The sequence below is a fragment of the Niabella aquatica genome, from assembly GCF_054779315.1.
On sequence record NZ_BAAGYM010000008.1, the window covers coordinates 495,736 to 520,200 of the forward strand.

Consider the following 24,465-nt stretch of genomic DNA (forward strand, 5'->3'; position numbering starts at 1 on the left):
TTAAAGAAATGAAACATACAATTATAATACTGTTTTCTATACTGACGCTTTTAAGTTGCAGTAAGGATTTTCTGGATGCAAAGCCACAAGGGAAATTAAGCGATGATATTTTAGTAACTAAGGATGGAGTAGAAGCCTTGTGTGTTGCCGCTTACTCCGCACTGGCCGGGCCTGAAGGCGATAATGGTACTTTTTTATCCCCTACAACGAACTGGATTTACGGTGAAGTCCGTTCGGATAACGCGTATAAAGGCGGTGGAGGTATAGGTGATATATGGGAGTACAATGCTTTCGAGACTTTTACGGGTGTATTTGCTACAAATGGTCTCTTAGATCGCAAATGGTACCATATGTACATCAGTGTTCAAAGGGCAAACAGCGCTATTCGCAGATTAAACAGTGTATCCGAAACAGATGTACCCTTAAAAAATACCCGGCTTGGAGAAATGCGGTTCCTTAGAGCACACTATTTTTTCGAGCTCAGCCGCTTGTTTAATAAGATTGTTTACTTTGATGAGAATGTAGAAACAGAGGACTATACTAAAATATCTAATACTGAATTTACAAGAGACCAGATTCTTGAAAAAATTGCAAGCGAGTTTGGTGCTGCGGCTGATCTTTTACCCGAGCAACAGCCAGAAGCAGGAAGAGCTACTAAATATGCTGCAAAAGCGTACCAGGCAAAAGTAAATCTGTACCGTGCTTATAAGCAGGACGATAAGAACAATGTTACGGCAATTGATCCGAATCTTTTAAATCAGGTTGTAACATTGACAACCGAGGTGATTGAAAAAGGTGGTTATGGTTTGCTGAGTGATTTTCAGATGCTTTCACAAGCAGAACATGACAATAGCATTGAATCCGTTTTTGCCGTTCAATATTCCACAGATGATGGTACCGCTAATGGGCGTATCAACTGGAGTAATTTGTTAAATGCACCCAAGGGACCTGCATACAGTGGCGATGGTTTTTTTCAACCCAGCCAGAATCTTGTGAATTCCTATAAGACAGATGCAAACGGTATTCCTCAGTTAAGTAGTTACAATAGCAGTAATTTAATGACGGTACAAGACGGTTATAATACCAATGTAGACCCTCGTCTTGATTTTACTGTTGGCCGTTTAGGCATCCGGTGGAAAAATTTCACAGCGGCGCCCTATGCTGAAGACTGGGCGCGGGAACCGGCTACTTACGGATATTATGGATGTAAAAAATTTCTCGTATCGCCAGAATCTCCTTTTATGGTAAAAGGCTGGCCCTGGGGTGGCTCTGCATTGAACTTCTGTATCATTAGGTTTGCAGACGTTTTGTTATGGAAAGCAGAAGCATTAATAGAACTGGGCAGGCAGGATGATGCGCTGTCGCTGATTAATCAAATCAGAACAAGGACAAAAAGCAGTAAATACGTTTTAGCCTGGAATAATAGTTCGCCCACGGACTACGCGGCCAGTTATAAAATTGAAACATATCAGCCTGGCGTTAATTGCACCTGGACGCAGGATTTTGCAAGAAAAGCGCTGCGCTTTGAACGCAAGCTGGAACTGGCTATGGAAGGAGAGCGGTTTTTTGACCTGGTACGCTGGGGCGTTGCAGATCAGGTGTTAAATAACGAGTATATTTCTAAAGAAAAAACGTTGCGTACATACCTGGTTAATTCGAAGTTTACTAAAAACAGAGACGAGTATTTCCCCATACCTCAGGCGCAGATCAATTTTTCGGGTGGTTTATATCAGCAAAATCCCGGATATTGATAAGATGGTGAGATGTGCCGCTAACAATTTTTTTTAAATGAACCTGTTTTAAATCAACAGCAAAGAATGAATATCAGCATCCGCATATATACGTTATTACTATTTAGCTTCTTCATATTATCAGCCTTTGGTCAGTCAGTATGGAGCTTCGACAGAGAAAATTTGTTATTTGCGGATAATGACACCGTTTGTTTAAATTATCACAGTGTCCGGCAAATACCTGAAAGGTCAAAAGGAATTAAAGGCAGCGCTATAAGAACAGATGGATATTCAACGTGGCTGGAAACGACATTAAGAAAACCGCCGGCCGGCATATCCGCCTGGTATGCCCTGGAGTCCTTTCCTAATGACACGGCTGCTTTCTTTACGCTGTCTGATCATATCAGTAAGCAGTCTGTTTCTTTATGTGTTGATCGCTTTGGATCAGTTTTGACCGGTTGCGAGAATGCCGGAAGTTTTACATACCATGCAATCTCAAAAAAAGTAAAAAGGTTTGAATGGATACATGTTGCGCTCTCTATTGAAGAAAATATGCTTACTGCGTTTATAAACGGTGAAAAAGTGTGGGAGCGCTCATCAATATTTCTTTTAAACGCTACTACATTGCGTCTTGCGAAAGATGTACGGGAAAAAAAGCAGGGTATTTTTGACCTGACACTGATCAATGGACTAATAGATGAGGTTTGCGTTTGGCAACAACCTTTAATATCAGGGGAACTAAAAAAGCAGGTTTTAAAGTATAAAAACAAGAAGCCAGTATTAGCGATTCCAGCAAGCCGGTTTGCCAGCGACTTCAGCAGGCCAAAATATCACCTGCTGCCAGCTGCTAACTGGACCAACGAAACGCATGGATTGATTTTTTACAAAAATCGCTACCATATTTTTAATCAAAAAAACGCTTCAAATCTTCTTCTGCGCCAAATAAACTGGGGGCATTTTAGCAGCACGGATTTGATTAACTGGAAAGAGCATATACCTGCGCTAACTCCTTCAATGACTTATGATCAGAACGGCATCTGGTCAGGGCATATCGTATTAAATGATGCCGGTATTCCTGAAATCATTTATACAACTGGTGGAGAAAATCTGGGAATTGGCATAGCATTTCCCAAGGATGATGCTCTTATAACCTGGGAAAAGTTTTCAGGTAATCCGGTTATCGCTTCACAACCACCTGGATATAGCAGAACAGATCTTAGGGATCCCTATGTATGGAAAGAGAACAATAGCTGGTATATGATTGTGGGGTTCGGTGTTAAAGATAGTATTGAAAGAGGGGCTGTGCTTTTATATAAATCGGTGGATCTAAAAGAGTGGCAATTTCTCCATACGCTTTATGAAGGAGATCCTGATAAGGATAATACCGGGATTTTTTGGGAAATGCCTATTTTTAAAAAGTTCAATGACAAGTATGTACTACTGGTAAATAAAATACCGTATAAAGGAGTTCCCGCCAGGGCCATGTATTGGGTCGGAAATTTCGTTAATGAAAAATTTGTTCCTGATCGTCTTATACCCCAAAACCTGGAAATAATTAACCGCTTATTGTCTCCTTCTGTAGCGGTAGATAAGGATGGACGCACTATTGCGATAGCCATTATACCTGATGAAATTGGTGCTGAAGCTGCCTATGAAAATGGGTGGACGCATGTGTATAGTATTCCAAGAGTATGGCAACTTCGGAACGGGAAAATTTATCAGACCCCACATCCTTTTTTACAGCAACTACGTGAAAAGTCCATACTTAATAAAGATCGGGCGATAATAGATCATCAACCTTTGCTTATAATTAAAGGTCATCAGCAATTAGAAATTGATGCAGCTTTTACAGTCAAGAATGCTCAAAAATTCGGATTTATTCTGTATGCAAATGAAGATGGTTCAGAATATACGAAAGTTTATTATGACGCTTTAACACGGGAAATGGTCGTAGACCAGTCTCATTCAACATTAAAAAAACATATCCCTTTAAACATCAGGAAAGAAAAATATGAGCTTGATATAAGCAAAGAGGTTCGGTTCCATATTTATATAGACGGATCTGTTGCAGAATTTTTTATTAATAACGAAGCCGCCTTTACTACCAGGGTTTTTCCACTAAAAGAGAATAGCGATCAGGTAAAAATATTTACTGAAAACGGCAGTGCCAGTGTTAGTATCCGCTCATGGGCGCTGAAAACGGCAAATATGGAAACAGATTTTTAATTCATTTATTACTATCCAAATATTCTAACATGAAAAAGGTTTTAGTATCAATAACCCTGCTTATTACTTTTGTACAGTTTCAATCATGTACGAAAACTATTATTAAAGAAGTTCCTGCAGATGGTACATCCGGGAAGTCAACAGATTGGACAACAGGCCCCGAATTTGTTATTACCGATTATGGCGCGAAAGGAGATGGGCAAAATAGCTGTACCTGGGTATTTAAAAAAATACTGAATATGATGCCGGCTGATGGCGGCACCATTGTAATACCGCATGGAGAGTTTTTGTTGGACACCCCGATTGTGATCAATAAGAACTTTGTTACCATACGAGGATATAATGAGGGCTTGCGAAGTAACATTGATGCGGCAGTTAGCTCATTAATGAACCCTGGTGGGGGTAGTAAATTAATACTTGGGAATGCTGATACAGCGATTACCGTAAGACCACTTCCCGCTTCTCAGGGCCGCCTTTCCGGGTTAACCATTAAAAACCTGCTGATATCAGGTGGTGCCACAGGAACTATTAAAGGGGTGGGCATTGGTATCAGGCATGACAATGACGGTATTAAATTGTCCGATATCGTTTGTATCAATTTAAATACTGGTATTTATGCGAATGCAGCAGATGCAATGACAATACAAAGTTGCTGGGTATCAGAGTGCCGGAGAAGCATTTTTATGGAAAATGGTATTCAAAATATAATCTCAAATTGTTTATTAGGAGCTATACCCAATCCTTCTGACAGGGATTATAATAATACAGTTTTGTTAAAAAATCAGGAGAACTTTGTTTTCAATGGTAATCATGTTTATCCTGACGGAGACGTAAATCTTAAAATAGAAAACGGCCAGATGGTAAATGTGACAGGTAATAATTTTCAAAGTTATTATGTGGGAATGATCGAGGTTATCAACAGCATGAACAATCTGATCAGTAATAATATCTTCTGGATGCGTAAACCCAATGGCGATGTAAACTGGCAGCTCAGAAATAAATCCAATGACTACGGTGTAATAAGGATCAATGGTCTGAATAATCTTGTATCAAACAGCTCCTTTTTTACAGACTGGGTAAATCCGTCAAATGACCCTGTGGTTATCAGAGTGCATGGTTCCCAGGGTGGTAATTCATTTCAAAATTTAAAAATTCCTTTTCAAAACAGTTCAAGAATTTTTTATGTAACGGAAAATAATGAAATTGTGAACTGTGTTGCACCAGATAAAATCACAGTAGAAGGCGATCGGTCAAAAGTAAGAATTGTGTATTAGCATATAATTTTTTTTGAGTGTTTATATACATAAAATATAATCCGATCATTCTGAATTGAAATCAAAAGCAATAGTGATTGCATTAGTCTTTGTAAAATACGTTAATACATGCAAAAAAGATTGTCAATAGCATACCTGGTGTTATGGCTCTTTGCCGGTTTTCATTCTTATTCTCAGCAGCAAATAACATTGCCTCTGCTGTTAAGAGAAATGACCGATTTCGATGCTGTAGCCAAATTTCCTTCACCGGTTTATACACTGCAACAGGCCAGCAGCTATGACAGGAGGTCGGTTTCGCCGCATCAGCCGGGGTGGTTTGCCAATGCCGATTTCAACCAGTTTATCAGGGAGGAGAAAAAAGACGGGCATACTGAATATGTAATGATGGACGCTGATGGCCCGGGCGCTATTGTCCGTTTTTGGTTAACCACACTTGCGAAGCAGGGGATCATGCGTTTTTATTTTGATAATGAACCAGAAGCCTCAGTGCAGATACCCGGTTTTGATTTAATGAAAGGATTTCAATTAGGGCCAGCGCTGTTAAATCCGCACAGCAGTTATGAGCCGGATGGCAAAGGCGGCAATACACTATACCTGCCTTTGCTTTATCAAAAGCATTGTAAGGTTACCTGGCAATTTGCAGACAGTGCGAATATGAAAACGCCGCACTATTACCAGATCAATTACAGGACTTATGTTCCCGGCACCCGAACAGAAACATTCAGTTTAAGCCAGCTAACAAAGTATAAAAAAGAAATTGACAAAGCGGAAGCATTGCTTTGGAGCCCCCCTGTTCCAACAGGTAAGCAGGTGGTAATAAAGCGGCTATTGGCTCCTGGTAAAGAAATAACCATATCCTTACCAGGAGGTGCAAACGCCATCCGTTCTGTAACAGCAAAATTAAGTGCAGTTAGTAATGCTGATACTGAAAAGATGTGGCGTTCCGTATTTTTAAAGATAATGTTCGATGATCATCAAACCGTAATGTGCCCGCTCGGAGATTTTATTGGCAGCGGGTACGGAGGCCGGAAGATAAAAAGCTGGTACAGGGATTTAACAGAGGATGGCCGCTTAATCAGTCGCTGGGTAATGCCCTACAGGAAGGTTGCAAAAATATCTTTTATCAATAAAAATGATTTTAATATCAGTCTGAACGCGTCTGTAATAGTTGGCGCTTTTAAATGGGACGCATCGTCCATGTATTTTCATGCAAGCTATAAGTATGAAGAAAATATTAAAGATGCCAAATGGGATTATGATGTAACAAAAGTAGCTGCAGAAGATGCTGCAGCGCCCATTGACTGGAACTTTGCAGCTATCGTAGGTAAAGGTATATATATGGGGAATACTTTGTCAGTCAACAATCATATGAACACCTGGTATGGAGAGGGCGATGCCAAAGCTTATGTTGATAATGAAAAATTCCCTTCTGAATTTGGAACCGGGCTTGAAGATTACTACAATACTTCATGGGCGCCCGTGGTACTGTACCAGACTCCTTTTGCCAATGCGCCCAGGGCGGATAACCCTTCTTCAAAAGGGTATAATACTTTTACCAGAACAAGGAACTTAGATGCCATTCCATTTACAAAAGCATTTTCGTTTGATATGGAAATGCTCAGTTGGGATGGAGGAACGATCGATGCTGCAGCGACCACTTATTGGTATGGTTTTGAAGGTGCGCACGATGAGCGTAAATAATAACAAGCTATCTCTTAAACAAAAACTATTTAAAAGGTATAAAAGATGATCAAAAGATTACTGAAAACATACCTGCTGGTATCTGCTTTTATATATGGATTTACGCAGGACCAGCCTGCTACCAAAAATATCAGTACTTATTTTACAGCGACTCAAAAATACCTGGTATTGCCTGTTAAGAATGGCGCTCCCAAAAGGAACCTTGAATTATGGGTAGATGGTATCAATACCCGTTTCTGGGACATGGAGCTAGCCGAAGAAAAGCCTGACTGGTATGCGTATATGCGTATTGACGAATGGAAGGGTAAATCAATAGAATTAAGAGTGGATAAGGTTGCCGCCACATCAAAAGTATTCGATCCTGTGATACAAAGTAATGAAGACACGAATACAAATGAATACAAAGAGAAACTGCGGCCGCAGTTCCATTTCTCCCCTAAACGCGGTTGGACCAACGATCCTAACGGTATGGTGTATTTTGACGGTGAATATCACCTGTTTTTTCAGCACAACCCTTATGGACGGAACTGGGGTAATATGACCTGGGGGCATACCGTTAGTAAAGACCTGGTGCACTGGACTGAACTGGATGATGCTATACATCCCGATCAGGGCGGGCCTGTATTCAGCGGAGGAGCAGTTGTAGATAAAAACAATACCAGCGGTTTGGGTGAAAACGGGAAACCCGCAATGGTACTGTTTCACACGGGTGCCCGTGGCTGGGGCCAATACATGAGCTGGAGTACCGATGGCCGTACTTTTCATAATTATTGCAAAGCTGTGGTGCCGCGTATTAATAAAGATAACCGGGATCCCAAAGTGATTTGGCACGAACCAACAAAAAAATGGGTAATGGTGGTATGGGTAGAACGGGGTAATAATGAACAGCACAGTATGCAATTCCTTACTTCACCGGATCTTAAGAACTGGACACCTGCCAGCATTACCTATGGCGGTATAGGTAATGACCGTTATCTTTTTGAATGTCCCGAATTTTATGAACTTCCTGTGCAGGGCATGAATGGTATAAAAAAATGGGTACTTACCGGCGCTAATACCGAGTATGCTATCGGCAGCTTTGACGGTACTACTTTTACTGAAGAGGAAAGGAAATTGCAAAACCAGCATGGACGTGATTTTTATGCACCTCAAACCTTTAGTGACGAACCTGCCGGGCGCCGTATTGAAATAGGATGGTGGCGCACCAACACGGCGAAAGACGATATGACGTTTAATCAATCTATGAGCTTACCATTAGAACACAAGCTGGTAAAAACACCGGAAGGGATCAGGCTTACACGCATGCCCGTGAAGGAGGTTGAAAATCTTCGCAGCGGGAAGGCTTACAAAATCGGCAGTAAAACGCTCAAAAAAAACAGCGACAATCCATTAAAAAGCATCAGCATTGAACTGGCGGAATTACACATGGAAATTACACCGGGAAAAGCTAAAGAAGTAAACCTTACTATCCGCGGAGTAGCTGTTATCTATGATGTAGCCAGTCAGCAACTGGTCGTAGATGGTGTAAAAGCGCCGGCGCCATTACAGAATGGTAAACTTAGATTGCTGATATATGCTGACAGAACAGGGCTTGAAATATTTGCAAACAACGGACTCTTGTTTATGCCGGTCAATATTAATATTGAGGATAGTAACCGCTCCCTGTCATTATCCGCGAAAGGTGGAACGATTCAGGTCTCCGGCCTCGAAGTATATGAACTAAAAAGTATCTGGTAGGAATATCTTTTGAACTATTTAAACGAAATGCTATGATTCCAAAAATAAAATGGTTGCTGCTATTTATCTCCTTTATTCATTTCCAGGCTTTATGGTGCCAGACTGGTACAGAGGCCCATACAGAGCAACACCGCCCGCTCATTCATTTCACCCCCAAAAAAGGCTGGATGAATGATCCCAACGGAATGGTATATTATAACGGCACCTACCATTTGTTTTTCCAGCACAACCCCGACAGTACTGTTTGGGGGCCTATGCATTGGGGCCATGCCATTAGCACCGACATGGTAAACTGGGAAGAACAGCCTATTGCTTTATACCCCGATGCTTTGGGTACTATCTTTTCCGGCAGCGCCGTAATAGACATAAACAATACTGCCGGTTTTGGTAAAAATGCCATGGTGGCTATTTATACCAATCACAGCCATGCCATAGAAAAGGAAGGCTTTGAGACCTATCAAACCCAAAGTATTGCCTACAGCTTAGACGAGGGGAAAACCTGGACCAAATACAAGGGCAATCCTGTACTGCCTAACCCCCGCATCCGCGATTTTCGCGACCCTAAAGTGATGTGGTACGAGCCTGCTCAAAAATGGATCATGACCCTGGCTACCTTAGACCATATTACTTTTTATTCCTCACCTGATCTGAAAAGCTGGAAAGAAGAAAGCCAATTCGGGAAAAATATCGGCGCGCATGGTGGTGTGTGGGAATGCCCGGACCTGATCCCTTTTACCGTGGATGGCAAACAGGCATGGGTATTAATTGTAAATATAAATCCCGGCGGACCTAACGGAGGATCGGCCACGCAATATTTCGTGGGAGATTTTGACGGTTCGGCTTTTAACCCTTTTGATACCCAAACCCGCTGGATGGACTACGGCCCGGATAATTATGCCGGCGTTACGTGGAGCAATACCGGGGATCGTAAACTATTGATCGGCTGGATGAGCAACTGGCAATATGCCAACCTGGTGCCTACCCAAAACTGGCGCAGCGCTACCACCATTGCAAGGGAGCTGAAACTGGTAAAAAGCGGTAATGCATACCTTCTTGCTTCAGAACCGGTAAAAGAATTAAAGACCGCGGTTCCCCAAAGCGCTACACTAAAAAATATAAAAGCAGGTAGCTTTGATATCACTAAAAAAACAGGAAAGCTGGATGGCGCTGCTATGTTAAGCTTCACAACCGGTAACGCAAAATCATTTGACATTGTTTTATCTAATGCAAAAGGTGAGCAGGTAGTGATTGGTTTTGATGCCAAAGCGAACCAGTATTTTATCGACCGTACCAAAAGCGGTGCTGCTTCGTTTGAAAAAGGTTTTGCAAGAAAGCATGTTGCGCCACGCTTGTCAAATAATAAAGAAATGAACGTAACCCTGGTGATTGATGTGGCATCAGCAGAATTATTTGCAGATAACGGGTTAAGTGTGATGACAGGAATATTTTTCCCAACCACACCGTTTACCGATATCAGCATACAATCGCCGGATAAAATGGTGATACAGCAGCTTCAGTTGAATAAGCTAAAATAAGCGATCACATATTTATAACAAACAGATGTAGAACTAATTGCTATCTGAACTCCAAAAGCGTTCAGATAGGCGTATCTATACAGCTTTATTGATAACAATAATCCTGGAAATATATAAAACTTGCCGCTACTTATCGGATAGAAGGCAGTATACAGCATTGCATTAATTGTGAGAAACGATACGCTTGGTATTTTTGTAGGAAGCACCCATAGTTTACTGGTTCCGGTGTAAGAAAAGTGCTTATAGTGTATTGCGTTTACAATAAAGTAAGGGGGGCGCGCCTATATAATCTGAAACGGATGGTGGTAGGGCCTCCAATCATCAAAAATAAATAAGCCAGGGGTGACCAGTGTGTTTCATTTTATATTCCTGTGTTCTTTGCCGGTTTTATTATTTTCAGAAGACAAAACCGGCTGATGAACTAACTTTGCATACTTATGAATAAAAAAATAACCTTCTTTTTATGTATCACGCTGATCTATACTGCCGCTTTTGCACAGCCTGCCTATAAAACAGTTAAGAATATTAAATATTATCCCGAAACAGCATATAAAGGCGATAGCTATAAAGATTCCATGTGTGTGCTGGACCTTTATTATCCTGAAGGAATAAAAAATTTCGCTACCATCGTTTGGTTTCATGGTGGCGGTATTACGGGCGGCCATCGCGATTTGCCCGAACCTTTGAAGAATAAAGGATACGCCATCGCTACAGTAGAATACCGCTTATCTCCCAAAGTAAAAGCACCGACATATATTGAGGATGCCGCAGCCGCAGTAGCATGGGTATTTAATCACATAAACCGATATGGAGGAAGTGAACAGCTTATTTTTTTGTCCGGGCATTCGGCCGGTGGCTACCTGGCATCAATGGTTACGCTAAACAAAGCTTACCTCGAAAAATATACTATTGATGCCAACCGTGTAGCCGCTTTAATTCCTTTTAGCGGGCAGGCCATAACGCATTTTACTGTAAGAAAGGAACGGGGTATTGATCCTCTGCGGCCGGTGATCGATTCTATGGCTCCGTTGTATTTTGTGAGGAAGGATGCGCCACCCACCCTATTGATCACAGGCGACAGGGAACTGGAGCTGTTTGGGCGTTATGAGGAGAATGCTTACTGGTATCGGATGATGCAGCTGGCAGGACATAAACAAACGCAGCTCTTTGAGCTGGATGGCTATGATCATGGAAATATGCCGGAAGGCGCTTACCCGCTTTTATTAAAAGAAATGCAACAGCGCATAAAGGAAATTAATTCTGAAAAGAAGTAATTCATATAGCTTTAGGGAGCTGGCTGCGGATCTGTCGTTGGCCCTTCAACTGTTAAGATCCCGTTTTCAGAGACGGTCATTTTATCAATAAATACTACCCGCTCGTCGCCGGTTTGGCTCGTACGGCCGTGGTATACGCATAGCATGGTTTTTCCGTCAGGCGAGTAGGTAATGCTATTGTGGCCGGTACCGGTAACAATGCCGCCTGTTGCAGTATTCTTTTGCAAAACAGGATTGTTTGCTGCTTTTTTAAAAGGCCCGAGTGGATTTTTTGATGTAGCATATCCTACAGCATAATTCTTTCCTCCAAAATAATTAGCCGAATACATCATATAATAAGTGTCTCCTTTTTTAAAAATATAAGAACCTTCTGTCCAGCGGCGGTTCACTTCTTTAGAAGTAACGGATTGGCTTTCCCACCCGGCCTGTTTATCGTTCATCTTTACCGGTGGGCGTAATAATAATACCGGCTCGCCAATTATACCACTGAAGTCGGGCTTCATTTCCACCCCATACACCCAGCTTTCCTCAATTTCCTTATACCATCCTTTTTTTCGTGCCCATGTAGCCACTTCGCTTTCTACAGGATGTTTATAGCAACATCTGGAATAATACAGATAGATTTTACCATCTTCCGCAAACAGTACGTTGGCATCAATAACAGGGTAGCCAGGATCAAAGATGGGTTTGTTTTGCATATCAATAAAAGGTCCTGTTGGTTGGTCGGCTACGGCCACACCGATTTTAAAATTTTCTTCTTCATTGCCGGGGTTTACTTTCCAGTGAGCGCTGTAGAACATATAATATTTGCCATTACGCTCATACACTTCAGGCGCCCAGTAAGAATGTTCGCCCCAACCGTTTTCGTTATTGCCAAAATAAACCTGCTTTTCCCACTTCCAGTCTGTTAGATCTTCGGAAGAATAGGCTGCAAAGCCGTTTTTGGCACCGGCCCCTGTACCATACATGTAATATTTTCCATCAGATGCACGCAGCACATAAGGATCGCCAAATTTAACCGGCAAAGGGTTGGTATAAGTTTTTGCCTTTTTTGATGTGGTCATTTGGCAGGACAGGTTTGTAAGTACGGATAAAAAAGTAATTAAAAGGAAAATTTTTTGCATGGGCAGGGAATTATTATTAAAGATAAAGATAGGGTAATAATAAACATGTGATGTATGGATTACGTGGCCAACACCTATTAAATTCAAGCCTCTGATAGACTTCCGCTTTTCATTTGCCGGATAGAAGTAATTCTCCAAGCCGCTTTTACATGCGCATGCACTCTTTCCAAGAGCAATATCCAATCTTCAGTTTGCGATATAAATCATAATAACCGGTAATATATCTGGTGAGCCGGTTTTTCGTTGTATAGTAACGTTTTTTCTGTAAAGAATATAACAGGCGGGCAATGTAGTGTTGTTAAACAGGTTAAATGAAAAAAGCACCTGCGTGGGCAGATGCTTTATTTTGTGGTCCCACCTGGGCTCGAACCAGTGCCGATAGCTATCGGCACCCTGATTATGAGTATTTCTCGAGCAACATATTTATTATATCGGGATAACGTTTGAGATTTTCAATATACTTCCGGCTTTTCATTCGCTTAATATGAGTTTCAATTTTAAAAGCCTGCGTTACCTGTAAACAGTGTATTTCTAAAAATAATTCCCAATCATCAGCTATCGATGTAAACTTACCTGCATAATAGCCTGAGAAATGTTTGTTCAGTCGCTCAGTAGCATCAGTGCTGGTAGCTCCTACATAATACTTATTAAGCTTTTTACTATAAAGAATATAACAGGCGGACAATGTAGTGTGGTTAAACAGGTTAAATGAAAAAAGCACCTGCGTGGGCAGATGCTTTATTTTGTGGTCCCACCTGGGCTCGAACCAGGGACCCCCTGATTATGAGTCAGGTGCTCTAACCGACTGAGCTATAGGACCCTTACCGCAAAGCGGTAAAAATAATATCTTAAAAAGAACGCTTCCTGTTTTAAGGAGGGCAAAAGTATAGAAAATTTTCAATTTGGCGCTACTAATTTTTAAAAATCCTTTCAAAAGTACAGCTGCAAAAGATGTAGAGATCCCACCACTACTTTTTTATAACGAAATCGGCTAGCAGCGCCTTATGGTCGGTGGGCCAATTTCCATAGGGTAACAAAAACGGATCTTTGGTTGCTTCTGTAACGGGCTGGCCTTTAAGTATAGATTCTTTAGGCCCTACAATCGTGACATCTTTTAGGCGGAGAGCTTTGTTTTGCCTGTAAAAAATAAAATCAATACGGTCTCTTTCATCCGCGTCTGGCGCCCAAACCAGCTTTTTTACCGGCACAGTAGTAATATAGGCCGGAAATGTAAACCCGGGATGACTAACTTCATTTGGGAATTGTTTCCGGTAGGCATCTATAAAGCCAGTCTTTTGTAAAGAGATCGTATTATTCCAGGGAACAATCAGGCCATGGTGATCAAAAAGGTTTTTGGTGCGTTTGGTCCAGTCCAGGTGGGAGGGCTCGTTAAAATCGCCTCCCAGGAAAACCAGCCGGCCTTTTTTGGTTTCCTGGCTGGCATCTTTAATAAATGCCACTATTGCTTCGTCCCTTGTAGAGCGCTTATTATTTTGTATGACCGAATCAACGCTCAATACCGGTGCCGGCATTTTTTTCCAGGTATCAGCATCATACGCCCTGGGGAGATAATTGGCAGCTTTGGTATATTGCAGATGAGCGGTATAAAAAGCGGTCTCTTTACCGCTTTCATGTTTTACCACTGCCTTATGAATGGTGCCCCTGAAATAAATATCCTTTTTTCCCAGCGGACCATATGCTATTAATAGATATTTAGAGAGAATGCCTGTATCATCGCTGTAAAACGAATAATAAGTCAGCCCTTTGGCTTTTAAGGCTGTTACAATGCGCTCATTAAATCGGGTATTGGTTGAAAGTGAAACTCATCATAGGAAGACAGGTACTAACGACATGACAAATTATTTTTCACTTAGCCCGATCTCCTGCAAGGACTCCCGGCATTATTGAACCAGTGTCAGGCAGGGAAACAAGATACAATACCAGGTTTATATAGTTCTTTTCTCCAAGGTCATGGGATAGCAGCTCCCTTCACTAATAGATATAGCGCCGGTGTGTAAATTAACGCTTGAAGAAATACATCTGTTGCTGTCTGCAATAAATCGGCCTGACAAGTTCATAATAATTGTACCTGTATTACCGCCATCAAATGAGTACCCTTCAAAACACAGGCCGGTTACATTAGTTTTTTTCAGAGCGGCGTTGTAGGCTGCTTCATAAGTATTAAAGTAAAGATTGTTGATGTTTGAAATTTTTGATATACCAAATTGTTTCATTTTTATGATATCTTCTTTTAAAAGAAAAGTACCGTCTGATGATTTGATGTAAAATATATCAGAGGCATTTTTGGTCGCGTAATTAATATTGAAAGTATAAAAAACCCTTAAGTAACTTGGTGAAACCTCCTTTGCTCCGTAAAGGCTTATATGTTTGTTAAAGAATTCATCATTAATATTGTTTTCTTTTTTAAACAATTCTTTCCATATTTCAATATACTTACTACAAACTTCTGTGTTGCAAATATCAACTATGATTTCTGATTTAAAAGGAGCGGCAGCATTTTCAATACATTGTTTGGTTTGTTTTATTGTTCCTTGAGATTTATTACAAGAGTGGGCAATAATTAAAATACAAAATGCCAGGGCTATTAGGATCCTATTTCTCATAACAACTATTTTATAATTATCAGGACGTTAAGTCTAATTGCAATGCAACACCCTTGTAACATAATAAAGCTATTCTTTTCGTTAAAATGAGGATTAAACGGCCTAAAGTGTGGTACAGTTATTCCAGCCTTAATTCACCGGGCACTTCTCATGATAGTTCACCAGTTCAATAGGCGCAGCCGCGATTTCATAACCCGAATAACGCACTATGATATCGTCCAGTATCTTCTCAATTGCTTCCGGTTGGTTTAGGGTAACCAGCTTGCTTCGGTATTCTTTAATATTAGGCAGGCCCTTTAAATAGTTGGCATAATGCCTGCGCATTTCGTTAATGCCCACTACCGGGCCCTTCCATTCCAGGCTCTTATGCAAATGCTTGCGCACTACGTTTACGCGTTCTTCTACAGTTGGCGGCGTCAGTAACTCACCGGTCTGATAAAAATGCTTTATTTCCCTGAATATCCACGGATAGCCAATGGCTGCACGGCCAATCATGATGCCATCCACACCGTAACGGTTCTTATACTCAACCGCTTTTTGCGGACTGTCGATATCCCCGTTACCAAAAATGGGGATTTTAATGCGGGGATTATTTTTTACTTTACCGATCAGCGTCCAGTCTGCTTCGCCTTTATACATCTGGCAACGGGTACGGCCATGAATAGCCAATGCTTTAATGCCAACGTCCTGCAGTCGCTCTGCCACCTCCTCAATATTCAGCATGGTTTCATCCCAGCCCAGGCGGGTTTTTACCGTAACCGGAAGAGCGGTGCTTTTAACAACGGCCTCCGTAAGACGTACCATTAGATCCACATCTTTCAGCACCCCGGCGCCTGCTCCCTTCAATGCTACTTTCTTTACCGGGCAGCCAAAGTTGATGTCCAAAAGATCGGGCTGCGTAACATCCACGATTTTTGCGGCAAGGGAAAGGCTTTCCTCATCGCCACCAAATATCTGTATGCCGATAGGACGTTCGTAGTCGAAAATATCCAGCTTACGGCGGCTTTTAATGGCATCGCGTATCAAACCTTCGCTACTGATGAATTCGGTGTACATCAGGTCGGCGCCATTATCTTTGCAAACCGCGCGGAAAGGAGGGTCGCTTACATCTTCCATAGGCGCCAGCAGCAGGGGGAAGCCCTCTGCCCAGGCAGGATTTTTAAAAAGATCGTTTATGTTTATTCCTGATGCCATATAACCGGGACGATAAAACGAGCATGGCAAATACGATGATAGTAGTGCTGCTGCTCAGCCAATAATTAATAAATCGAAAATAAGAGCGTTATAACGCTTATTTTTGAGCCTGCAAAAATACGTACTATTTTTAACATGATGACAAACGATCCGAACAGTAACTTACCAGGGAACCAGCGCAGCAATTTGAGTGAAAAGGGTGTATCTTACCTGGCCGGTTTTTTTATGCTGGCCGCATTTGGGGTAGGGGGAACTATTTTAGGCGGGATTATTGCCATTCCGGTAGCGGCGGCAATGAGCGGCCAGAGTGTTACATTTATAACAGAAAATTTACAGCAACTGATTACTGACCCTGCTTTTTTGAGGGAAATGCAGGTGATGCAAACTTTTTCAGCGCTGTTTGGATTTTTATTACCTGTTTTATTTACGGCATCGCGCCTGAGCCATCAGCCGGTTACCTTAACGGGTTTCAGGGGAATTATTACTGCCCGGCAGCTACTGCTAACGGTTCTCATTATTGCGGCCGGGCTGGCTTTAAGCGGAGCGCTGGGATATTTTACCTATAAACTTCCTTTTCCTGTTAACTGGCGGATCATGTTTGACAGGATGGAAAGTGAATATGCGAAAGCAGCTGCGGCGCTTATTAATTTAAACTCCGTTCCTGAGCTTTTACTTTCAATGGTAGTGTTGGCGCTGGTACCCGCAGTATGCGAAGAGGCTTTTTTCAGGGGCGGATTACAGAATTATATGTACAGAGGCACCGGAAAACTGTGGATGAGCGTTATTGTGGTAAGCATTATTTTCAGTGCGGTGCATTTTTCGGTTTATGGCTTTTTATCGAGGGTGGCGCTGGGTATTGTATTGGGCTTATTGTACCAGTACAGCGGCAGGTTATGGCTGAGCATCCTGGCGCATTTTATTAATAATGCGGCTGCAGTGCTGGTAATGTACATCCAAAAAGCAAACGGTAAATCCATGCAGCAAATTTTAAACGATAAAGAGGGCAGCTATTTAGGATTTATTGCTGTTCCCGTTATTGTACTTTTGCTTATTCGGTATAAACAAAGCGCTCAACCACCATCAATACCGGCAAATGGCATTTAACTGGGGCACTTTCTGGACGAGGGCTTTTACAGCGCTGATTTTTGTAGCCATCATGATGTTCGGCCTGTTATATAGTAACTGGAGCCTGTTCCTGTTGATTTCTGTTATTTACTTTGGGTGCTGGTGGGAATATTGCAGGCTGGCAGAAAAAATTATTGATGCTGCCATACACCCTTATATTAAGCTTGGCGGCGGGCTGCTGGGTTACCATGTACTTTTACTGCTTACCGGCAGCGATTTGCAGATAGGAGCCTACAGTGTTCAAAAAAGCTTTGTGCTCCCATTTGCAGCAGCAGGCATTGTTTTATTCACCTGGGGCATTTTTAAAACTGAAAGGATCTCAAAAAAGTTATTGCTTGGGCTTTTGGCAGGACTGGTTTACACAGCGCTTCCTGCCGGCTTATTGCTTAATCTTTCTGCTCCCGGGCATCGTGTACCGGTGCAGCTGGACCACTTTGTGGTACTGTTCATTATCGGCAGCGTATGGATCAACGACACTATGGCTTACCTCGCGGGCTCAGCTATCGGTAGAACACCTCTAAGCAAAATATCGCCCAAAAAAACCTGGGAAGGCACCCTTAGCGGAATCCTACTAAGCGCATCATTTACATGGCTGCTGTTTTCCCTTATTTTTTTTAAGAAAGTGGAATGGAGCCTTGCGGTGCCCGGGGCCATCATAAGCACTATTACTGCCGTTTCCGGTACTTTTGGAGATCTGTTCGAATCCAAATTAAAGCGGATGGCGGGTGTAAAAGACAGTGGCCGTATTATGCCGGGACATGGCGGTTTTTTAGACAGGTTTGATTCTGTATTATTTGCTGCACCGGTTGTATGGCTATTTACGAGGTTTTTTTATTAATAGGTGCTAATTTTGGGGCAACCTATAGCATGAAAAACCCGCTTTTATACCAGATCGCATTAACGCTTATCCCTCATATTGGCTGTGTGCAGGCCCGTAACCTGTTAGCATATTTTGAACCGGAAGAAATATTCAGAGCGAGGATCTCCGTGCTTGAAAAAATAGAGGGGCTGGGTGAAATAAGGATCAGGAGTATCAAAAACTTTAACGATTTTACTGCCGCCGAAAAAGAGCTGGCCTTTATTGAGAAATATAAAATCCAGCCCTTATTTATAAAAGATCCTGCTTACCCGCAGCGGTTATTAAACTGTTACGATGCGCCAACCCTATTGTATTATCGCGGTCATGCCGACTTGAATCAGCCTAAAATAGTGGCTGTTGTAGGCTCACGCACCCATACCGATTATGGCAAAGCAGAAACCGAAAAGCTGATCGAAGGGCTTGCTTCATCAGGTGTGCTGGTGGTAAGTGGCCTGGCTTATGGTATCGATTCTGCAGCGCATAAAGCGACTTTAAAAAACAAGGGAACAACAGTAGGAGTGCTGGCCCATGGCCTTGATAAGATTTACCCTTCCTCCCATACCGAAATGGCCAAGGAGATGATAAAAAACGGTGGACTGCTTACTGAGTTCAGGAGTAAAACAAAGCCAGACCGGCATAACTTTCCCAGCCGCAACCGCATAGTAGCCGGCATGAGCGATGCTACCATTGTAATGGAAACAGATGTAAAAGGCGGAAGCATGATCACAGCGGAGCTGGCTAATGGTTATAACAGGGATGTATTTGCCTACCCGGGGAGAGTTACGGATAAAAAGAGCAGCGGCTGCAATCATCTTATCAAAACCAATAATGCTATTTTACTTACCGATGCTACACAACTATTGCAGACGATGGGATGGATCAGCCCTAAAAAAATCCATAAGAATACAACAAAACAGCTTTTTATCAATTTAACCGGGGAAGAAAAAATAATCGTGAGCCTGCTAACCGAAAAGAGCGAATTGAGCATAGATGAAATTAACGGGCAAAGCGGCCTGAGCAGCAGCACCGTTGCGGTTTGTATCCTTAACCTGGAAATGCAAAATATTATTCAGCATCTGCCGGGTAAAAGGTACCGGCTTACCTAGAATAAAAGCTGCCCCTGCGGACAGCTTTTATTAATATAAGGCTCAATAGTTAAGTTCCTGCTAAATAGCTTCTGAACGTATATTTTCTGTTTTTATATTAGCATAATCTTCTATTTCATCTGCAGTATGCTCAAATTTGGCAGCCATACTGTCAATAAAATCTGCAAACTGGTTTTTCAGATCATTGCCTTTATCACTGATTCTTCTGCGTGTATACGTTCCTTTATCAGGAGCATAAAGAATACCCACTATCAAACCTAATGCAAATCCTGTAATTAGCTTATTCATAAATTATTTTTTAATCGGTTATTAATCGTTTCTAAGGTAACACAAATAATCTGCCAAAATAGTGAAGAGAATAAAATTTCATGAATTTTTTCATCTGCCGGCAGTGTGGGCGAACTTTTTCCGGCGAAATTATATCATAAAGATCAATCGCGGTAAGCCCTGCCGGTCAGCTCGAGGAACAATCCCTCCAGTCCCTGCTGTTTGTGATTCTTTAACAGGCTGTCAAGCGAATCTTTTACAATAATAGCCCCCTGGTCAAAAAGCGCAACCGTATTACACAGGTCTTCAGCCTCTCCCAACTGGTGCGATGTATAAATAAGGGTAGTGCCTGTTTGGTTAATATGTTTTAAAAAAGAGATAATAGCGTTTCTTGATTGAACATCAACACCTACCGTAGGCTCATCCAGGAACAAAACTTTCGGGTCATTCATAACCCCGATCGCCAGGTTCACCCGGCGTTTCATACCGCCGGAAAAAGATTTTACCGGCATATTTGCAACCTCTTCCAGTCCCATTACTTTTAAAAGCTCCCTGGTGCGCTGCTTCGATGTGGCGGCATCTAAACCATACCAGGCGCCAAAAAACTCCATATTCTCAGCCGGGCTCAGATCTTCGTAAAAAGAGAAATCCTGCGGTACCAGCCCTATCATCTTATTCACCTCTTTTTTATCGAGGGCTACTTCTTTGTCAAATATTTTAATGCTTCCCTGCTTATATGGAAGCAGTCCTGTTATAAGGCTCATCAGGGTGGTTTTTCCAGCGCCGTTAGGGCCAAAAATGCCAAACCTTTCACCGGTTCCAATGGTAAGCGATAAATGGCTTATCAGTGAGGCCTGGCCTTTATAATTAAAAGAAAGTTGCTCTATCTTAACTGCATTCATTTAAACGAAAGTATTGAAAAGAATTATTTTACTGATAAAGCATATACGGCAAATGAAGCCAGCCAGTGTTCACCTCCGTAACCGCCGTTAAATATTTGGGGTAAAGATGTGTTTAAAAATTGCTGCGCAGCAGCACTAAAGGTCTTTTTGTAAGGATGGCCGGCGGGCAGTTTACCGGTAATGCCTTTCATGCACCAGGCGCGGCTAAAGCTCAGGCCATCCAGGTGTACGATCTGGTAATCGTTACGGTCGCTGACAGCAGGCATTGTACAAATACGTTTTATACCGGCAGCAGTGTAATATGTATTCAGCCATTTTACAAATGCTGCCTGCGGCAAAATGCGGCGCATCAGGTCAGCCGCCATAAGGCTTGGAGAAAAGAAGTCTGAGCCATCAGGCTCCAGGTAGGCAGGGATCATGGTGTTGGCAAAATAAAAATCCTTAGCGCGATGAATGATTAAGCTTTCAAAAGCCGTATCGTTTTTAGCCCTGGCCCAGTCCAGCGCAAAGCATAATCCAAAAGCAGTATTGCCATGCACCCCGGTACGGTTGGGGTAGGTTTGTTTGGGTAGAAATTCTTTCCAGAGTGCTTCAATTTTCTGTGTAAGCGGTTGTATAGCCTCATGCCATTTTTCAGCCAGGGGATGGTTCCATGCAAGCAGCTCTTCATCCAGTTTTAGCAGCCATGCCCAGCCATAGGTGCGTTCATATCCTTTGGAGGCAGTGTACTTACCAAAATAGGAGGCTTCCTGCTGCATTTTCGGAAGTTGAAAGGATTGATCTAAAAGAGCAATAATGCTATCGCTGCCGGGTAACTGTGGAAATAATTTCAAAAGTCTTACCAGCATCCAATGTCCGTGTACACTGCTGTGCCAGTCGAGGCAGCCATAAAATACCGGGTGCAGCTCATGTGGCAGCAAACGGGCATCGGCCGGGCCATCGCTTAAATGAGAGGTCTTATTAGGAAATTCGGCTGGAATACAATGCAGGGGCATTTTGCTAAGCTGTACCGCTACCTGCTCTGTAAGTTGGGTTTGAGAGCAGGCGGCCTTCAAAACAAAAAACGATAATATTAAAATAAATATCTTTTGCATAAACGGTCTATAAGCCGAAATGACACAAAGGAGAAACCGAGAAACCGTTAACTATTTCGCCTTTTTTATAGCTTCCCGCAGTTCTTTAAATGCTTTTTTTTCCAGCTCTGAAATTTCAATAAGCCGGTCGCCCATATTATCATAATCCGCCTGTGTACCGAGGCGTCCTTTATAAATACCGGAGGCCTGTATCGCTGCATCGCGCCATTTGTCGCCGGTAGCCGTTATTTGCTGCGATACCTTCAATAGCTCATCAATGGGCAGATAGGCATGAGCCTGTTGTAAAAAGGCGCCATAAATAAACCGGAAACCACCACCGCCGGTGCCGATTTCTTCCTGCATACGTACCAGCTGGGCCAGGTAGGTACGGGCTTTTTCATCACCGAGCTTGTTTTTCCATTTTTTAATTTGGCGGCCCGTATAGGCAATACCTTTTACTCCTGCAAAAAAACCGGGTATCATGAGCATATCGCGGCAATTACGTTTGATGCCGGTAATGATGCCATTGCGGATTTGTACGTCTGTTGCTTCGGCAAGATTATCGCCGGGATAATACATTTGTCCGCGTGGGGCAAAAGCACCTTTGGCAAAACGCACGCGCTGCAGTTCATAGTGGTTCATAGATACCAGCGTTTCCATGATGGGGTCGCTGATGATATAGTCATCGCCCTGCTTATCTACCACGATCAAATTATGGGCGTTAAAATGAAAGCGGTATTCTTTTGGAAAGTAGGTTAAATAAAATACACCTACCTGGCAGGCTGTTGGCTTTCCCGCAGCAAGACGCTCATCCAGCTCCTGCATGGCTTTTTGCGGCGACCCATATTTTTTTCGGGTAACCGGTATACCCAGCGCCGTACAGGTACGCTTGAATATCAACCCCGGCATGGTACGAAACGATATGGCCGGGCCGCCATTTACCTTCATAAAAGGCAACTGGATATAAAACAATCCCGATCCCATGCCAAAAGCCAGCGGTTCTGTTAGTTTATGAACGCCATAGTGTTGTAATAAAGCCGTGGTAACACCGTTCTCGCAATGGGCTGCCTGTAAGTGATGAAAGTGGCTCCTCAATTCTCCGAAGGGCGGATTCGGGGCTTCGGTATAATTTGTAGTTTCCAATATAGTATATGATAGATTTTTTGAAAAGGTAAATCTATGAACAATGAACCATTTGCCATGAACAATTATTATTCAAATGGCTGCTTTAGTTCAGCTATGCTTACTTCAAAAAGCTCAGCATATTTCTTCAGCTTTTCTTCCGGAAGCTTTTTAAATACAGAGGGCTTGAGATGCCGTTTAATAGTCCATTTCCAAAAGCCGGTATACGATGATAAAATGGCCAAATCCATTATTTTTTTCTCCATATAGTATAAGACAGGACTGGCCGTTCCGTGCAGTACTTTTTCTTTGGCAGCTTCTATTTTTCTTTCTACTTCGTCCCAGGCAACATGGAGCGCTTCGGTTTTAACATCCCAGCCGGTGCTTTGGGCTGTTTCATATTTGCCATCTTCGCCTACCACATAGGTAACTTCCCTGGCTATACGGCCGAGTGCTCCATCGTCTTGTGGTATTTCATCTTTTTTCATCTGCAGTAGCTAATTTATTAAGCAAGCTAATAAAATTTAGTGAAAGAGGGAACAATTGCTCCTGAGAGTTGAGTTACAGTAATTTTTTTAAACGATGATGACCTGCTGAGAGTGATTACGATATATAAAAAAATCAGGATAAGGCAATTCCTGATCCGAAAATCCGAATTCAGTATTACACTAAAAATCAAACTTCAATATCATGAAAAAAATTATCACAACATTTGCATCACTGGCTTTATATATGTTTATGTATGCCCAGGAAGTTCACTTTGGTGTAACAGCAGGCTTAAATATAAGCAATGTGTCGTACAAAACCGATGTTTGGGACAAGCCTAAAAGTATGCTGGGGCCACTGGCAGGCCTCTTTGCGGAGCTTCCTGTCGCAGATAAGCTAAGCATTAAGCCTCAGCTGCAATATAATGCCCTCGGATATAAATTCCTTCCTGGTGATGGGCTTAATGGTATCAATGTTAAACTGAATTACATAACCTTGCCGGTTACCGCACAGTATGAAATTGTCAGTAATTTAAAAGCCGAACTAGGCATATATGCAGCATTATTGCTCAACGGCAAGAGCAAAATAGTGCCGGGTGAAGATGATGATTTTGGAGGTACCAGCTCTGCGTCACAGTACGCATCTGCCAGTAGTTATTATGATGATGAAGACTTAAAATATACTAAGATTGAAGAGGGGCTGGCTAAATCCGATTTCGGGCTTAGAGGCGGCTTTAATTATCACTTCACAAAGAAATTTGGAGCCGGAATCCATTATAGCATGGGGCTTTCCAACATTTTAACAGATGCTGACGGGGCAAAAGCAACTAATAAAGCCTTTTCCATAGGCATTAGCTACAGGTTCAAATAAGATGCCTGTTCCTTAAGCAAACCTGTTTCATACTTGTGATGCCGGGGGATTTTCTCCCGGCTTTGGGTTAAGCTGGATGCCGCTCACTGAAGCCACAGACTTGCACAGAAAAACTTCTGTGATCTTCTGTGTAGTCAGTGAGAGATAAAGGTATTGGGTTGGCCTGGGTGTAGCTCACTGAAGCCATAGATTTACGCAGAAACTTTTTAGCCGAGTATGACCTCAAAATACGCTGT

At 42.3% G+C, this 24,465-nt stretch carries 21 protein-coding genes and 1 tRNA gene; 11 read left to right on the plus strand and 11 right to left on the minus strand.

Annotation, left to right across the window (positions count from 1 at the left end; all coding sequences use genetic code 11):
* The first annotated feature begins 8 nt into the window (after window positions 1-8).
* The 7 genes from ACYVBM_RS09075 to ACYVBM_RS09105 all read left to right on the plus strand — a co-directional run bounded on the left by ACYVBM_RS09075 (window position 9) and on the right by ACYVBM_RS09105 (window position 11,477).
* Window positions 9-1,751: a RagB/SusD family nutrient uptake outer membrane protein gene (locus tag ACYVBM_RS09075; RefSeq protein WP_460685328.1), complete on the plus strand. Its 1,743-nt coding sequence runs from the start codon at window positions 9-11 to the stop codon at window positions 1,749-1,751.
* Window positions 1,752-1,817: 66 nt separating this feature from the next.
* A complete protein-coding gene (locus tag ACYVBM_RS09080) occupies window positions 1,818-3,956 on the plus strand; it encodes a GH32 C-terminal domain-containing protein (RefSeq protein ID WP_460685329.1) in 2,139 nt (712 codons plus the stop codon).
* A gap of 29 nt (window positions 3,957-3,985) precedes the next feature.
* The gene (locus tag ACYVBM_RS09085) at window positions 3,986-5,230 is read left to right on the plus strand and encodes a glycosyl hydrolase family 28-related protein (protein ID WP_460685330.1); all 1,245 of its coding nucleotides are present in this window, start codon (window positions 3,986-3,988) and stop codon (window positions 5,228-5,230) included.
* 108 nt (window positions 5,231-5,338) lie between these two features.
* Window positions 5,339-6,931 (plus strand): glycoside hydrolase family 172 protein, encoded by a 1,593-nt coding sequence (locus ACYVBM_RS09090; protein ID WP_460685331.1) that lies wholly within the window; start codon window positions 5,339-5,341, stop codon window positions 6,929-6,931.
* Window positions 6,932-6,976: 45 nt separating this feature from the next.
* On the plus strand, window positions 6,977-8,668 hold the full coding sequence (locus tag ACYVBM_RS09095; RefSeq protein WP_460685332.1) for a GH32 C-terminal domain-containing protein: 1,692 nt from the start codon (window positions 6,977-6,979) through the stop codon (window positions 8,666-8,668).
* Window positions 8,669-8,700: 32 nt separating this feature from the next.
* Entirely contained in the window at window positions 8,701-10,203 is a 1,503-nt protein-coding gene (locus ACYVBM_RS09100) for a glycoside hydrolase family 32 protein (protein ID WP_460685333.1), read from the plus strand.
* Window positions 10,204-10,640: 437 nt separating this feature from the next.
* A complete protein-coding gene (locus ACYVBM_RS09105) occupies window positions 10,641-11,477 on the plus strand; it encodes an alpha/beta hydrolase (RefSeq protein ID WP_460685334.1) in 837 nt (278 codons plus the stop codon).
* Between the two features lie 11 nt (window positions 11,478-11,488).
* Here ACYVBM_RS09105 and ACYVBM_RS09110 read toward each other — a convergent pair whose 3' ends face one another.
* The 6 genes from ACYVBM_RS09110 to dusB all read right to left on the minus strand — a co-directional run bounded on the left by ACYVBM_RS09110 (window position 11,489) and on the right by dusB (window position 16,419).
* Window positions 11,489-12,541 carry a glycoside hydrolase family 43 protein gene (locus tag ACYVBM_RS09110; protein ID WP_460685335.1) on the minus strand — a complete coding sequence of 351 codons (1,053 nt, stop codon included), beginning with the start codon at window positions 12,539-12,541 and terminating at the stop codon, window positions 11,489-11,491.
* A gap of 457 nt (window positions 12,542-12,998) precedes the next feature.
* Entirely contained in the window at window positions 12,999-13,322 is a 324-nt protein-coding gene (locus tag ACYVBM_RS09115; protein WP_460685336.1) for a GIY-YIG nuclease family protein, read from the minus strand.
* 25 nt (window positions 13,323-13,347) lie between these two features.
* Window positions 13,348-13,421: transfer RNA gene (locus tag ACYVBM_RS09120), tRNA-Ile, on the minus strand.
* A gap of 148 nt (window positions 13,422-13,569) precedes the next feature.
* A complete protein-coding gene (locus ACYVBM_RS09125) occupies window positions 13,570-14,244 on the minus strand; it encodes an endonuclease/exonuclease/phosphatase family protein (protein ID WP_460685337.1) in 675 nt (224 codons plus the stop codon).
* A 303-nt stretch (window positions 14,245-14,547) separates the two neighbouring features.
* Window positions 14,548-15,225 carry a hypothetical protein gene (locus tag ACYVBM_RS09130; protein ID WP_460685338.1) on the minus strand — a complete coding sequence of 226 codons (678 nt, stop codon included), beginning with the start codon at window positions 15,223-15,225 and terminating at the stop codon, window positions 14,548-14,550.
* Between the two features lie 129 nt (window positions 15,226-15,354).
* Entirely contained in the window at window positions 15,355-16,419 is a 1,065-nt protein-coding gene (gene dusB / locus ACYVBM_RS09135) for a tRNA dihydrouridine synthase DusB (RefSeq protein WP_460685339.1), read from the minus strand.
* Window positions 16,420-16,554: 135 nt separating this feature from the next.
* On the opposite strand from dusB, the gene ACYVBM_RS09140 reads away from it, so the two are divergent.
* The 3 genes from ACYVBM_RS09140 to dprA are packed head-to-tail and all read left to right on the plus strand — an operon-like array spanning window position 16,555 to window position 19,509.
* Window positions 16,555-17,523: a CPBP family glutamic-type intramembrane protease gene (locus ACYVBM_RS09140; RefSeq protein WP_460685340.1), complete on the plus strand. Its 969-nt coding sequence runs from the start codon at window positions 16,555-16,557 to the stop codon at window positions 17,521-17,523.
* Window positions 17,513-18,382 carry a phosphatidate cytidylyltransferase gene (locus tag ACYVBM_RS09145; protein ID WP_460685341.1) on the plus strand — a complete coding sequence of 290 codons (870 nt, stop codon included), beginning with the start codon at window positions 17,513-17,515 and terminating at the stop codon, window positions 18,380-18,382. The genes ACYVBM_RS09140 and ACYVBM_RS09145 overlap by 11 nt, the downstream gene beginning before the upstream one ends.
* The gene (gene dprA, locus ACYVBM_RS09150) at window positions 18,355-19,509 is read left to right on the plus strand and encodes a DNA-processing protein DprA (RefSeq protein ID WP_460685342.1); all 1,155 of its coding nucleotides are present in this window, start codon (window positions 18,355-18,357) and stop codon (window positions 19,507-19,509) included. Before ACYVBM_RS09145 ends, dprA begins: the two co-directional genes overlap by 28 nt.
* A gap of 60 nt (window positions 19,510-19,569) precedes the next feature.
* On the opposite strand, the gene ACYVBM_RS09155 is transcribed toward dprA, so the two are convergent.
* From ACYVBM_RS09155 to ACYVBM_RS09175, 5 genes are all read right to left on the minus strand, one after another.
* Complete coding sequence (locus tag ACYVBM_RS09155) at window positions 19,570-19,797, minus strand: YtxH domain-containing protein (protein WP_460685343.1); 228 nt, start codon at window positions 19,795-19,797, stop codon at window positions 19,570-19,572.
* A gap of 143 nt (window positions 19,798-19,940) precedes the next feature.
* Window positions 19,941-20,678: an ABC transporter ATP-binding protein gene (locus tag ACYVBM_RS09160; RefSeq protein ID WP_460685344.1), complete on the minus strand. Its 738-nt coding sequence runs from the start codon at window positions 20,676-20,678 to the stop codon at window positions 19,941-19,943.
* A gap of 23 nt (window positions 20,679-20,701) precedes the next feature.
* Complete coding sequence (locus ACYVBM_RS09165; protein ID WP_460685345.1) at window positions 20,702-21,772, minus strand: DUF2891 domain-containing protein; 1,071 nt, start codon at window positions 21,770-21,772, stop codon at window positions 20,702-20,704.
* Between the two features lie 51 nt (window positions 21,773-21,823).
* Window positions 21,824-22,894 (minus strand): BtrH N-terminal domain-containing protein, encoded by a 1,071-nt coding sequence (locus tag ACYVBM_RS09170; protein WP_460685346.1) that lies wholly within the window; start codon window positions 22,892-22,894, stop codon window positions 21,824-21,826.
* Window positions 22,895-22,962: 68 nt separating this feature from the next.
* Entirely contained in the window at window positions 22,963-23,361 is a 399-nt protein-coding gene (locus ACYVBM_RS09175) for a hypothetical protein (RefSeq protein ID WP_460685347.1), read from the minus strand.
* Window positions 23,362-23,563: 202 nt separating this feature from the next.
* Between ACYVBM_RS09175 and ACYVBM_RS09180 the strand changes: the two genes are divergently transcribed.
* Window positions 23,564-24,229: a porin family protein gene (locus ACYVBM_RS09180; protein WP_460685348.1), complete on the plus strand. Its 666-nt coding sequence runs from the start codon at window positions 23,564-23,566 to the stop codon at window positions 24,227-24,229.
* The last annotated feature ends 236 nt before the right edge of the window (window positions 24,230-24,465 follow it).